At 41.9% G+C, this 13,788-nt stretch carries 12 protein-coding genes and 1 pseudogene; 1 reads left to right on the top strand and 12 read right to left on the bottom strand.

The genetic code is table 11. From position 1 onward, the window contains the following. Positions 1 to 100: 100 nt before the first annotated feature. The 8 genes and pseudogenes from MTTB_RS04395 to MTTB_RS04360 all read right to left on the bottom strand — a co-directional run bounded on the left by MTTB_RS04395 (position 101) and on the right by MTTB_RS04360 (position 7,596). Entirely contained in the window at positions 101 to 1,603 is a 1,503-nt protein-coding gene (locus tag MTTB_RS04395) for a glutamate synthase-related protein (RefSeq protein WP_248563829.1), read from the bottom strand. Beyond that, positions 1,604 to 2,674: a Coenzyme F420 hydrogenase/dehydrogenase, beta subunit C-terminal domain gene (locus MTTB_RS04390; protein ID WP_248563828.1), complete on the bottom strand. Its 1,071-nt coding sequence runs from the start codon at positions 2,672 to 2,674 to the stop codon at positions 1,604 to 1,606. Then, complete coding sequence (locus MTTB_RS04385; protein WP_248563827.1) at positions 2,675 to 3,364, bottom strand: GXGXG domain-containing protein; 690 nt, start codon at positions 3,362 to 3,364, stop codon at positions 2,675 to 2,677. A gap of 11 nt (positions 3,365 to 3,375) precedes the next feature. Further along, the gene (locus MTTB_RS04380; RefSeq protein WP_248563826.1) at positions 3,376 to 4,293 is read right to left on the bottom strand and encodes a class II glutamine amidotransferase domain-containing protein; all 918 of its coding nucleotides are present in this window, start codon (positions 4,291 to 4,293) and stop codon (positions 3,376 to 3,378) included. Beyond that, positions 4,294 to 4,861 (bottom strand): annotated as a pseudogene (gene pdxT, locus MTTB_RS04375) (pyridoxal 5'-phosphate synthase glutaminase subunit PdxT). It lies immediately after the preceding gene. Between the two features lie 222 nt (positions 4,862 to 5,083). After that, the gene (locus MTTB_RS04370; protein ID WP_248563825.1) at positions 5,084 to 6,067 is read right to left on the bottom strand and encodes a malate dehydrogenase; all 984 of its coding nucleotides are present in this window, start codon (positions 6,065 to 6,067) and stop codon (positions 5,084 to 5,086) included. A 22-nt stretch (positions 6,068 to 6,089) separates the two neighbouring features. After that, positions 6,090 to 6,647 carry a HEAT repeat domain-containing protein gene (locus MTTB_RS04365; RefSeq protein WP_248563824.1) on the bottom strand — a complete coding sequence of 186 codons (558 nt, stop codon included), beginning with the start codon at positions 6,645 to 6,647 and terminating at the stop codon, positions 6,090 to 6,092. Between the two features lie 13 nt (positions 6,648 to 6,660). Further along, on the bottom strand, positions 6,661 to 7,596 hold the full coding sequence (locus MTTB_RS04360; protein ID WP_248563823.1) for a tetratricopeptide repeat protein: 936 nt from the start codon (positions 7,594 to 7,596) through the stop codon (positions 6,661 to 6,663). Between the two features lie 971 nt (positions 7,597 to 8,567). On the opposite strand from MTTB_RS04360, the gene MTTB_RS04355 reads away from it, so the two are divergent. Then, on the top strand, positions 8,568 to 9,587 hold the full coding sequence (locus MTTB_RS04355; RefSeq protein WP_248563822.1) for an isocitrate/isopropylmalate family dehydrogenase: 1,020 nt from the start codon (positions 8,568 to 8,570) through the stop codon (positions 9,585 to 9,587). A 556-nt stretch (positions 9,588 to 10,143) separates the two neighbouring features. Here MTTB_RS04355 and argB read toward each other — a convergent pair. The 4 genes from argB to MTTB_RS04335 form a co-directional block, all read right to left on the bottom strand. Then, positions 10,144 to 11,025 (bottom strand): acetylglutamate kinase, encoded by an 882-nt coding sequence (gene argB / locus MTTB_RS04350; protein ID WP_248563821.1) that lies wholly within the window; start codon positions 11,023 to 11,025, stop codon positions 10,144 to 10,146. Between the two features lie 14 nt (positions 11,026 to 11,039). Next, on the bottom strand, positions 11,040 to 12,233 hold the full coding sequence (argJ, locus tag MTTB_RS04345) for a bifunctional ornithine acetyltransferase/N-acetylglutamate synthase (protein ID WP_248563820.1): 1,194 nt from the start codon (positions 12,231 to 12,233) through the stop codon (positions 11,040 to 11,042). Between the two features lie 39 nt (positions 12,234 to 12,272). Continuing rightward, complete coding sequence (locus MTTB_RS04340) at positions 12,273 to 12,506, bottom strand: hypothetical protein (protein WP_248563819.1); 234 nt, start codon at positions 12,504 to 12,506, stop codon at positions 12,273 to 12,275. Positions 12,507 to 12,582: 76 nt separating this feature from the next. Continuing rightward, positions 12,583 to 13,788: a hypothetical protein gene (locus MTTB_RS04335; RefSeq protein ID WP_248563818.1), complete on the bottom strand. Its 1,206-nt coding sequence runs from the start codon at positions 13,786 to 13,788 to the stop codon at positions 12,583 to 12,585.

Raw genomic sequence — 13,788 nt, 5'->3', positions numbered from 1 at the left:
ACTCCCCATTTTAATATTATTGTCCAATAGCTTCTCTTGGATAATCATGATTAACCCTTTCATATATATATTATGCAAAAAAAGAAAAAGTGATAAAATTTTATAAGGAATAGAGGGGTGCTTCCATCCCGGCCATTTTAACACCTGTAAGTGCTGCAGTTTCAAGATTAAGCGCCCTGAGATCGTCCTTTTCAAGTTTACTGACATCAGTATTACCTGCTTGTTGTGTTAACATTGAAAGTTCTTCTGTCATGGCTTCAATGTATCTTGCAACCCGTTTACCCCCTTCAACATAATCTAATCTCTTTCTAAATAATGGGTCTTGGGTTGCGATGCCTTTACGACAAGTTCCGGCATAGCACATTTGACAAACCCTACATCCAATGGCCACGAGGGCTGCTGTACCAATATACACCGCATCCGCACCTAGTGCTATGGCCTTCGCAACATCGGCCCCGCTTCTTATTCCACCGGCTGCCACTAGACTAACTTCTTCACGGAGGTTGACCTCTTTGAGGGCTTCATCGGCTTCTACTATCGCCGCTATAATGGGTATCCCTGCATGTTCTGTCACCACATCTGGTCCGGCGCCTGTACCCCCTTGCATGCCATCGACCACGACTATATCGGCCCCTGCCTTGGCAGCTATCTTAACATCATCCCTTACCCGTCCAGAGGTGAACTTGACCATTATAGGCACTCTCCAGTCTGTTATCTCCCTAAGTTGTGATATTTTCATGCTAAGATCCTCTGGGCCGACTATATCCATATGCCTTGCTGGGCTTAACGCGTCTGTACCCTCTGGTATCATTCTTATTCTTGAGACTTCCCCTGTAACCTTTTCTCCTAATAGGTGTCCGCCCATACCAGCCTTCGCCCCTTGACCTATCTTGATCTCAATAGCCTCTGAATTGTTGAGGTAAGCTGCTGATACTCCGAATCTGCCAGATGCATATTGTACAATAAGTTTTGATGCGTATTTCCTCTCTTCGGGTAGCATGCCACCTTCACCAGTGTTTGTGGCTGTTCCTGCGAGTGTGGCGCCCATTGCAAGGGCTATCTTGGCCTCTTTGCTGATGGCTCCGAATGACATGGCAGCTATCATTATTGGAGTGTCAAGTTCTAGTGGGTTCTCGGCGTACCTATCCCCTAGTATAACCTTTGTGTTGCATGGTTCCCGGTATTTGTCTATTGGTGGCCTTGAAACTTGTGCAGGTATCAGGACTAGATCGTCAAATGTTGGTATTCTGCGTAGTGCGCCGCACCCTCTGACCTTGTAGGTGCCCTCTTCTGATTTTCGCTGTATTTCGGTGAGATCTACCAGTGACCATACGTTCCTTCTATCCTCCACAACAGCATTTACTTCTATAGCATCATTAGGACACATCTCTTCGCATATACGGCATCCTACACACTTTTCGTGTCTTATGGGTTGTGGTTCCCCGTTTATTATCTCATAGACTTCATGTGGACAATTGTTATAGCATGAGAAGCAGCCTTTGCATTGTTCTTCGTCGGGGTTGTCGCAGAGGTACCAGCAACAACCTGGCCTGTTGAAGTTCCTTTTACATATTTCAGCTTTCCTTTCAACTTTGAATGGCAATTAGGATCCTCCCATTGCTTTGAATATTGGACAGGCTGAATATTTTGTGCCAGCCGCCTTAATAACATCTTCGATATGTTTTGTAAGTTTGGGGGTGGGTTTCCATGGGTTCTTGGTGTCCTTGTCAACTACTAGGACCTTATCAACTATCCCCTCTGATAGTGCATATGATAATAATGCGGTTACAACTCCACCGTCTTGGCCTTTGAACATTGGGGCCTTGGCTGATACTATTTTGATATAATCTCCTAGGGGTTCTTTCGCGGTTTCGTGGCTTATGATATTGTCTGGTACATATGTTCTGGGGCAGGCTATGTAGCATGCGTTACAAGCTGGTGGACATTCTCCTTTTATTTCCGGTTTTCTGTCTTCTATTTTTATGATCTCTTCTGGACATGAGAGCAGGCACGCCCCGCATAATACGCAGGCCCCTATATCTATAACGTCTCCTCTGAGGTCTCTGAATTGGTAATCAGTCACCTCTTCGAGGTATTCTGTCTCTGGCATCACTCTCCAGTACATTACTGGTCTTGCAACCTTTTCCCTTTTCTTGATCTCTTTTAGGTTTTTTTCTTTTTTCCCAGCGGCTAACCTTTGGAGTAATTCAAATCCTTTGTCGCTTATTGGTTTGGTTTTGATGTATTTTTTTTCTTCAGCTGCTTTGATGAGTTTAAGTCCTTTTTTTGTTCTTATGATTATGGTTGACCACCCTTGTGGGGAGCCTACTGAGCCTATTGATATGTCGGCTTGTTCTGATGTATAGTCCATGCATATTTGGCAGCTTTTGCGCATGGTTTCCTTTAGTTCCTTTAGGGGTATGGATATTGTCTCTCCACTGTTTAAGTGGAATTTAGCGGATCCTCCCTCTATTCTGCATTGTATTATCTCTTTTAGGCTTATTCCTTTCTCTTCTAGGAACCTTTTAAGGTATTTGTAGGAGAAGTTTTCCATGCAGAATAGTCCTATCTTTAGGGTGACTGGGAATTCTTTTATGAAGGATTCATAGTCTTTCATGAGGGTTGCTGCTGTTATTTGACAGGGGGTGCCGACCATGCCAATTTTAGGATCCATTTATCCTTCCTCCACTTCTTTACCATAGAATGGTCTCTTGCTCCTTGGTATTATCTTCTTGAACTTGGTGTATTCTGTCTTTTCTAATTTGAAGCCATTCTCTTCTAATATTTTCTCCAGTTCCTTTCTTTCTTCGCCTGTTATCTTGTTTATCTTCGCGTTTTTGCCTAGGCTTTCTGCTTTTCCTTTAAAGTAGATTTTTCCACGTATTATGGATTCGCCAGCATCTTTTCCCAGGTTTCCCAAGACTATTATTTGTCCTCCCATCATGTAGAGTCCTGTCATGAAACCTGAGTTTCCTCCAATGATTATTGTCCCGTTTTTCATTATTTCACCGGTTCTTGAACCGGCATCTTCTTTTACGATGACTGTGCCACCATATATGCCCTGGCCTACCCCGTCACCTGCCGATCCATGAATTGTGATTTTACCACGGGTCATGTTATCTGCTGGGAACCACCCGGCATTCCCTTTTATTTCTATCCTGGGACCGTGTATCATTGTACCTGCGAAGTATCCGGCGGATCCGTCTATGATGACCTCAACGTCTCCTGTTAGGCCTGCTGCAAGGTAGTGCATTGCATTGGGGTTTTCTATGATTATCTTGTCATATTCTTTTGCCAGTTTTTTGAGTTTACTGTTAACTTCCCTTGGTGTTTTCCCCTTGGCGTTGATTTTCGCCTCTTTCATTTTTGGCCTCCTTATATTTCGTAGACTCTTACTTCGCCGGGTGCTATTTGTTCAATGTGTCTTGTATCTACTACTTCTCCTAGGGCCATTTCTTCGGAGGCTATGGCGAAGATTTCATCATCTTCTGCCATTACCCCGGGGCGTAGGCCTAGTTGGTCTTTTGCTATTCCTATGCCCTTTGGTGTTCCGACTATATATGAGAATGGGCCGTCCATGTCTTTTACTGATTGTTCTAGTGCTTCTTCTAGTTTGTAACCTTCTGCGAGTTTGTCTGCTATGTAGTGTACTATGCATTCGGTGTCGTTTGTTGTTTCGAATATGTGGCCTTTTCTTTCGAGTGGGTCTCTTATTTTCCAGTAGTTTGTTATTTGTCCGTTGTGGACTACTGTGATGTCTGGGATTATGTAGCTTTGGAATGGGTGTGCGTGGTATCTGTCTACTATGCTCTCTGTTGAGAATCTAGTGTGGCCTATGGCGTGTGTGCCCTTTTTGGACCATGTGTTGTAGCGGTCGGCTATTTCTAGGACTGTTCCAACATCTTTTATCATTTCGAATGAGTGGCTCCCGTTTAATACTGTGACGTCTTCTATTTTGTCTATTTCCATTATTAGAGGTTTTAGTTGTGAGAATGATTCTAGGCTTATCTTGCAACGGTATATTATGTAGTTTTCCACGGATTGTATTTTTTCTTCTGATTTTATCCTTGTTGTGGCTTCTATTGTCTCTTTAACCCTGTCTAGTAGGTCTTTTTTTTCTTTGATTTCTATGTTGAGTAGGTATTCGTCGTCGGCTAGTTTTAGTCCTCCGTAGATTGAGAAGCCCGCGGAGTCGGGACCTCTGTGTTGTAGTGCGTGAAGCATTTTTGTCATGTCTCTTCCTGCTGGGTGGAGTTTACCGTCCTTGTATACTATCCCGGCTATTCCGCACAATCATATTACCTCCTTTATGAAGTGTTCGTGGATTAGGGTGTCGTTGCCTAGTTCTGGATGGAATGCTAGTGCGATGTTTTTTCCTTGTTTTACTGCTATTATCTTGTTGTTGAGTTTTGAGAGGATTTTTACTCCGGGTCCGGTTTTTGTGACTGCTGGTGCTCTTATGAATATGCCGTTGAATTCTTTGCCTAGTATTCTTATTTTTTCTTCGAATGATTCTCTTTGTCTTCCGAAGGCGTTTCTTTTCACTTTCATGTCTATTATGCCTAGGAGGGGTTGTTTGTGGTCTGTTTCCTTTGCTAGGAGTATCATCCCGGCGCAGGTGCCCATTATTGGTATTTTTTCCTTTTTTAGGGTTTTTATTATGTTTTCTTTTTCCATGAGTTTGCCTATGACTGTGCTTTCGCCACCTGAGATTATCAGAGCGTCACATGATCTTATCTCATCCTTTTTTTTTCACCTTTTTGGCTTCTGCTTCTATTTTCAAGTTTTTTATCGCCTTTTTTGTCATTTCGAGGTGTTCTGACACGTCTCCTTGGAGGTCTAGTATTCCTATCCTTATCATGGGCAACTCCTTACGATCTTTTTTTGATTATATTAAGTTGGTTTCCCAATATAATACTACCGGAAGATGGTTACCGGCACATTTTTCTGGGACACCCACCACAAAAAAACCATACTATACAATGTTCAAAAAACTGCCCGTAAAAACACTTATAATTGAACAATTATATAAGTGTTTCCATTGGGGGTTAACTCATCCACAATAAAAAAAGAAGATAAGTTATTAACGCCTTTTTAAACCTTCCTCTTCAAGTAAGCGCATCACTTCCATGGTTGAACCTTTAACAAACTCAGCCGCCTCAATAAAAGCCTCCCGTTCATTATCATCCATAAGAAATGGTACAATACCCTCAATACCATCCTTTCCAAGCTTAACAGGAACCCCAAGACAAACATCCCTTATATCTGCTACCTCACCATCAATCAAGGTCGAAACCGTCAATATCCTCTTCTCATCATTCAAGACAGTCTTAACAATATTCGAAACGGCAAAAGCCGGACCATACTCAGTCGCGCCCTTCCTACTGATAATATTACTACCGGCATTTATAACCTTCCGGATAGTGCCCTCCAAATCAAAGGGCTTATAATCAGAAAAATAATCCCTTTTAGAATAATATTCAAGTGGTATGCCACCAATGGAAGTTGAACTTATAAGGGGCACCATATAGGGGCCATGCTGTCCTATAACCCTTGTGTGAACTTCACTAACATGCACATTAAAATGTTTCGCCATGTAATTCTTAAGCCTAAGGGAGTCAAGGTGATTACCAAGACCAAAAACCTTACTAGGATGAAAACCAGAATACTTGAGGGCCACATAAGTCATGACATCGACGGGATTTGTTACAACGAGTATCATGGAATCTGGTGCAAATTTTCCTATTTCAGATGCGTATTTGGCCACTATACGACCATTCACATGGGCTAAATCGTCCCTTTCCATGTTAGGTTTCCTTGGGATCCCAGCGGTTATAATAATGATCTTGGAATCCTCCACGTCCTTAATATTTGAGGATGTTTCCAACTCGACAGAAACGCCCTTCGCAGCCAATGCATCACTAATATCTAGTAATTCTCCTTTACTGCGTTCAAAGCTTTCTTCTCTTGAAATCAATTGTAATACACTTACAGTTTCTTCCTCTGCAAGACATAGTGCAGTTGACTTCCCCACTCTACCAGTTGAGCCTATAATACTCACTTTCATGAAATCGGCCCCCTATATGATATTACTTTTTCTCTAGATAATCTGATGCCATTCTCTTCGCGAAACCAGAACCTTCACTTTTTAATTTTTTCATAGCAGCCTTTACCTTTTCACCCCCTATATTCTGAAGGGCCCATGCAGCCCCACTCCTGACAAAGCCGCTTTTATCATCTAAAAGTTCTATTAAAGAGTCTACTGCTCTTTCATCCTTTAGGTTGCCAATGGCCCAGGCGGCAGCGCCCCTAACCTTCCAATCATCATCCTTTAATGCCTTGAGTAATGGTTTGAATGCCTCCTCACCCATCTTGGATAAGGCTGTTGAGGCTTCTCGTCGAACCCATTTATTGTCATCACTTAAAGCTTTTATGAGAGGTTCTATAGCCCTTGGATCTTTTATATTACCGAGGATCCTGGCAGCGCCTCTTCTCACAAGCTTGTTTGGATGTGAAAGCGCGTCTATAAGCGGATCCACTGCAGCTTCACCTATCTCCTCCAGTAATTCCATGACCTGGACTCTAACAAGCTCGTCTTCATCTTCCAACTTTTCTATAATTCTTTCTATATTCTCTCTTTTCTCCATAAACTCACCATATCTAAAGCGTTTCAAGGGTTTCTATGATATCGTAGGCTATCCTCTGAGCTTTATGTGATGTTTTACCGAGGATGGTCATGGCCTCGTTAAATGTCTTATAAATTTTGGCTTCTTTGCCTAGGATGAAGGAGGTTATCCCTACTAGTAGGAGGGATATGCCCTCCCCATTTTTGTCCTTGCCATTGAATATATTGTAGGCTTCCTTGAAATGTTGCAGGGCTTGTTCGTATTCTCCTTTTCTAAAGAGGATTTCGCCTAGGATAAGATGCAGGATTCCCCCACCTTCCAAGTCACCGATTAATTTCGATGATTCTAATGCATTTTCTAGATATTTAACATCTTTACTAAAATTCTTATAGTAATTATATTTATCAACTAGACCTATAATCTCTAGGATTAGGTGATTAATTTTTTTAATAGCAGCCTCTTTGGAAACTTCTTTTGGTCTTTTTCCTTGAATTTTCCTATCTTCAGTCCGAGGTGCTTCTTGGATGCTTTTGATTGTTTCCTCTTCTTTGTTTTCGGTTTCTGGGGCTTTTTGAATGGCCTTTTTTATCATTTCAACCTCTTTTATTTTCTCAAGCAGATCATCTGCAAATGAAGATTTAACCTTCTTATAACATTTCAGTGCTCTTTTATATTCTTCGAATGCGGCTTCAGTGTTCCTCTTAGACAAATAACAGTCACCGATAAGTTCATGGGCATATCCTTCACCTTCAACATCCCCTGCCTTCTTATAATCTTCTAGAGCCTCCAAGAACTTATCAAGGGCCTTTTCTATCTTACCCCTCTCTAGGTGAATAAGCCCCATCTCCACGAGAATCTCAGCCTCGTATTCGTGACATTCTTCGAGTTTCCTCTTATAATCCTCAAGTTTATCCCGCCTCCCCCTCCTAAACGAATCTAGGAATCCAAGGACGGCTAAGATTATCATCATTACCTCCCCCAAATACCTAGTGACGATTTATATTTTTCATCCAACGTGAACTACCCCCCTTTAGGATTTCATGTTCCAATGATTAGGTTTTCCTGGCCTGGATGGCTGTCCCAGCCCCCTTCCAAGTATTGGGTTAGCGGATATGCCGTGTATGGATCATATGATAATCTTTCGGCTTGTGCCTCTGGGGTTTACCAGCGTTTTCAGCTTTGTATTCGAGCATATGAAGGATAGGCTTTTATGTAAATCTTTTTGGAATGTTTTTTTCTTGGCTGTCTCCTTGATTTTTCCAGTTTTCTGGTAGAGGCTCGGGCTCGTGTTCAAATTGGAAGATTGTAAGCCACCTTCTTGAACCTTCACACTCTACTATATACTTCTTTTCCTTCTATCCGCTCTGATCTAGTTTGCTTTCTCTGATTTTGAACACGGATTGGTTGTAGTTCATGCCTTGAAGCCTTTAAACTTGAACCTTAACTTGCCTTTTAAAGTTAGCCTTCTCAGGTCATGTTGTTCTGAGGTGGTAGTTTACCATCTGCAGAACCTTTTGAGTGGACTTTTTTGAGTTTAGGGTTCTCTTCATTTTTTTAGTTTGATTATTAGGGTTTGTGTATCATTAGGGGTGGTTTCCGGCCTTCTGTTTTTGCATTGTTCTTGGGGTGGGCGGTTGAGCCACGTGCAAAGGTCAAGGTGTTCAAGGAACTTTTTCCAGTAGTCTTGGACGGATAAATGCGGAATTTATAGCTGGGCATTTCCCTTGCTTCTCCACTTACTTTTTTACATATTGTATGGGGTGGTGCTGGGAGAGCATAGACGGGGAGTGTGCTCCTCTATCGAGCTTGTATTTTATAGTTTATAGTATTGTTTTCATAATTATATAAACAATATATGGGGCTTTCATCTTCCTACTTTTTGGAGGGTGGACTTCTCACTGATAAAGTTAAAATTTTTCTATTAATCATAGGGTGAGGTTGATGAAGAAGATAGTTGTCATACCTGGAGATGGGATAGGAAAAGAGGTGATGGAAGCAGCCTTACTAGTACTAGATGCGTTGGACCTAGATTTTGAATATGAGTTTGCAGAGGCGGGTCATGAATGCTTCCAAAAATATGGAGACACAATACCAGAAGAGACCATAAGACTTGTAAAGGGGGCTGATGCAACCCTATTCGGTGCGGTTACAACAGTACCCGGGGAAAAGAGTGCCATAATAACATTGAGGCGTGAGTTGGATTTGTTTGTTAATTTGAGGCCTGTTAGGTCTTTGCCTGGTGTTGGGGGTTTGTTTTCTGGTTTGGATTTTGTTATTGTCCGGGAGAATACTGAGGATTTGTATGTTGGTCTTGAGGAGTATACGGGTGATGGTGCTGTTGCAAAAAGGGTTATAACTCGAAGGGCTTGTAAGCGTATTTGTAAGTTTGCCTTTGATTATGCTGTTGATGAAGGTTTTGAAAGGGTTGCGGCTGTGCATAAAGCCAATGTTCTTAAAAAAACTGATGGAATATTCAGGGAGGAATTCTATAAAGTTGCAAGAAACTATCCAGGGATAAAAGCCGAAGATTTTTATGTTGATGCAATGGCAATGTACCTCATCAAAAAACCAAGAGAATTTGAAGTTATAGTCACAACAAACATGTTCGGAGACATACTATCAGACGAAGCAGCAGCCCTGGTCGGAGGACTAGGAGTAGCACCATCAGCCAACATCGGAAAAAAACACGGAATATTCGAACCAGTACACGGATCAGCCCCAAAAATAGCCGGAAAAAACATAGCAAACCCAACAGCAATGATACTATCCACCACACTAATGCTAAAACACCTAAAAAAGAAAAAAGAAGCCACACTCATAGAAAAAGCCCTCAAAAAAACCCTAAAAAAAGGAATAAAAACACCAGACATCGGAGGAAAACACACAACAACACAAGTAGCACAGGCAATAAGAGATGAACTAATAAAAATAAAAGATCATGATAGTAGTCAACTAAAATGAGGCTCGTATCCCCACATTCTCAAGGTGCTTGTTTCGATTATAATAGGCTCTTTCTAACCCCACTTTGTGACCGAAGTATAGCCGAATATGATTTCGTCTTCTTGGGGGGTGGGGTTGTCATAGGTCTATCAAAGGTGCTTGAAACCTTTTCACCGACAAATGTTAGAATGTGAAAACTGTTGACAATAAAGAAAAACAGTGAAGGTTATTATCCTTGGGATGAAGGAATCTATAAAATCCACGTTTTTAGCGTAAAATGACATTTTTCTCGGCTATTACGTCTTGGACAGTCCCCCCTATTATATAATTTTTAATATTTGTGGTCCTTTTATCGTGATCTTGGCTTGAAGTGGGAGAAGCAGGTGTATGTGTAGGGTGAAATCTTTCAACTCTTAGGTAGGTTCTTGGTGAAATATTCATAGTATATCAGGGTAAATTTGGGGGAGATTATGGGTCAAAAGAAACTTTTCCATGGGGTTTGAGCAGGGGATACGTTTTCGTTTCAAAAAAATTTAGATATGAAGGCCATGTTGGACTGTCGGGATCTTCTGGTGGTTTATTTTGTTATCATGGTCCCTATTCCCTTTTTTGTGAAAATTTCCAATAGGAGGGAGTGTTCAATTCTTCCGTCGATAATATGTGCTGATGAGACCCCATCCCTTATAGCTTGGATGCATGTGAGGGCCTTAGGGAGCATACCACCTTTTATGATGCCATCTTTGATTAGGTCATCCAATTCGCTTATGCTAATCTTCTCTATTAAACTTTCAGGGTCCTTAGGGTCTTCTAGGATCCCTGGGACGTCTGTTAGTATTATAAGTTTTTCCGCGCCAACCTCTGCGGCCACTTCACCCGCGACGGTGTCAGCATTCAAATTTAGGGTTTCAGCGTTCTTGTCGATTCCAATGGGTGAGATTATGGGTATGTACCCGTTACTTGTCAGTATTTCTAATATTTCGGGGTTGACAGATTCTATTTCACCGACTAGTCCAAGGTCTATTTTCTGTTCTTGTCCGGTTTTCTCATCCTTGATTATATGTGGAGCTTTTTTCTTGGCGAGGAGCAGTTGGCTGTCCTTGCCGGATAACCCTATACCCTTGCCTCCGTGGAAGCATATCTTTGATACTATGCTGGTGTTTATTTTACCGACTAGGACCATTTTAACTATATCCATTGTCTCTTCGTCTGTCACTCTTAGACCTTCGATGAATTTGGGTTTTTTCCCCATTTTGTTCATTGCACGGGATATTTCAGGTCCTCCGCCATGGACTACGATTGGTTCCATTCCAACGTATTTTAGGAGTACTGTGTCCCTTGCTGTGGAGTCCATGGCCTCTTCTTGTATCATGGCGTGTCCACCATATTTTATTAGGATCTTTTTTCCATGGAATCTTTTAATGTATGGTAGGGCTTCTACGAGGATTTTTACTGTTTTCATCTAATTTGACTCCCTTATGTTGTATATTCAGCGTTTATCTTCACATAATCATAGGTTAGGTCGCATCCATATGCTTTTGCGGTGTATTCGCCAGTGGCTAGGTCTATGATTATCCTTATCTTATCTTCTTTCATAAGGTCTCTTGCAATTTTAAGTTCTTCACTATCTCCGGAGGCTATGATTTCACCTGCCCGTATAAGGTCGATTTTTCTATTTTCACCCTCTAGGATTATGGATATTTTTTCCTCTTTTATAGCGGCCCCTGAGTATCCTATTGCTGCTATTATCCTACCCCAGTTGGGGTCTGCTCCAAATAATGCTGTTTTAACGAGTGTGGAGCCTGCAACGGCCCTCGCAGCCCTTTTAGCATCCTTTTGGGATTTTGCGTTTAAAACTTTCACTTCCATGTACTTTGTCGCTCCTTCACCATCCTTTGCTATCATCTTCGCGAGTTCTTTGCATGTTAAATTTAATGCTTCTTGGAAGTTATCATCTATTTTTCCTGATTTTCCAGTTGCTGCTAGTATGACCATGTCATTGGTGCTTTCATCACCGTCAACTATTAGCATGTTAAAGGTTTCGTCCACGGCTGTCCTGAGGGCCTCTTTTAACTGTGATGGTGATGCTTTCACATCTGTGGTTATGAAGGAGAGCATTGTGGCCATGTTAGGGGCTATCATACCAGAGCCCTTGGCCACACCACCTATCCGGGCTGTGCTCCCATCTTCGAGTTTGAATTCAACTGCAAACTCTTTGGGGAATGTGTCTGTGGTCATTATGGCCTCTGCGAATCTCCTGGATCCCCTTGGTGAGTTTTCAAGGTTTCCTAGAACTTTCTGGGTGAGGGGTTCTATTATGTTCATTGGCATTTTTCTGCCTATGACACCGGTGGAGGCCACAGCAACCCTATCCTCTGGGATTGAGAGGCCCTCTGCTGCAAGTTCGACCATTCTCTGAGCATCCTCCATGCCTTCTGGGCCTGTGAAACAATTTGCATTACCACTGTTGGCTATGATGGCTGATAGTTTCCCATCTTTTAGGTTTTTCATGGTTAATTTTAGTGGTTCGGCTTTTATGTTATTAGATGTGAAAACGGCTGTGGCGGTGCTTTTACCGGTATATAATATGCCAAGACCATATTTTCCTTTTCTGGACCCTCCGGCGAGTATACCTTCTACGGCGCATACTCCACCTTCTATTATCTTCATGGGTGATCCTCCCGCCCCTATGGATGGTTAGTCGCGTTATTATGGATTGTATTCGTTGGGATTTGTCATGTTACTTGTAACCGTCTCGTTAATCTGGTTTGGTGTGTTTTCTATAGGATTTGGGACATGTAGGCTTGTATTGTTGAGGGTGGTCTCTGTGGTGATATTTTCGGGTGATATTGCTAATATTATCCCTAGACAGGAGCCGCAACCAAATGCTATCAATGAGATTAAAAGGGCAACCATTATTTTAGCTTCAGTTTCCGGTCGCATTGTAAACTCCCCAGATTATATTATAGGTAATCCTTTAAATAATTTAAGATTATATGGAGGGTATGATTGGGATTTTCTAGGTAGTGGCTCCATACAATACTGCGAGTAGTATTGCGAGTAGTCCTAGTTGCCAGTATCCAAGGTTCCAGCCTAGGAAGGTTGCCATAAAAACGAAGATGAATATTATGATGAGTCTGGACTTTTTAGTGAATAGGTAATCTATGATAGCCCTAGTAAAGGGGTTGGGGATGAAGTATCCATAAAGTCCATCTGCAACGTCAAATATTATGACAGTGGCGGGGTTCCACAATTTTATATCATCTGCGAGGTGTGCTCTTTCAGCCGCTTCTCTTCTCGTTTTACCTATACCTGCTCTTATCTTCGCACCGTTTGCGAGTGCGTGCCATGCGGCATCTATTGTGGCCCTTAGTGCCATGTCTTTGCTTGGTAGGTTGGCGATTATGTCGTCACCACCTTCTTTGTAACCTTCGATTTTCCCTTTACATTCTTTTTCAATGTAATTTTTGATGTCGTTCATTATCTCGACTAGGGCTCCTTTGCCATATTTTTCTATGAAGTTTGTGGAGTTGATAACGTCAATGAAAAGGTAATTGTCGTGGGTTGAGGGTTCACTCTCCTTTAGGGTGAATGGTGTTGGGAATATGAGGGCGAATTCGCCGCCGAGTTTTGTGAAGCCCACCCCTGGGATTTCGCCGATTTCTTCGTTTAATTTTATGGATCTTTCTATTGCAGCGGCTCCTGTCATCCCCACAGCGGCCCTGAGATTGATCTTCTTGGCGCTGGCCAATCCTATAAGTTTTATAGCAGCCCTTATAGCATCATTCTTTGAGGGGAGTCTTGCAAGGATTTCTGTGGGGCTTTTTTCAATAATCTCTCCTTTTTCTCTTCTTAGGAGTTCTGTGAAATCGTTGATTATCCTTGCCTTGTTAAAAACTTCTATGTAGAGGTAACGGTCGCTGCCTATTATGATGTTGCTGAAGAGGGCATATTCATCTACTTTGTCTAATGGGGGTTTTAATTCGATGAATCTCCTATTGGGGGGGATGTTTTCAGGGCCAACCTCTTTTATAAGATTGTTGAAGATATTCTGGCTGTTTATATCTGCTTTTTTTATTTCTATGAGCATTGTCTTTGTATAGTTTATCATGTCAACGTATTCACGTTCCCTGGCATTGTTTGGGGAATATTTGGTGCCTATGCCTAAAACCTTCTTCTTTAATAGTAAACCTAGTAGTGCGCGGAGGATGTACTCTGTCAGCAT

It is taken from the genome of Methanothermobacter tenebrarum (assembly GCF_023167465.1).
In the GTDB taxonomy this organism is placed as follows: Archaea; Methanobacteriota; Methanobacteria; order Methanobacteriales; family DSM-23052; genus Methanothermobacter_A; species Methanothermobacter_A tenebrarum.
The sequence above is the reverse complement of the archived record's forward strand: the minus strand, read 5'-3'. Positions and strand labels throughout refer to the sequence as shown.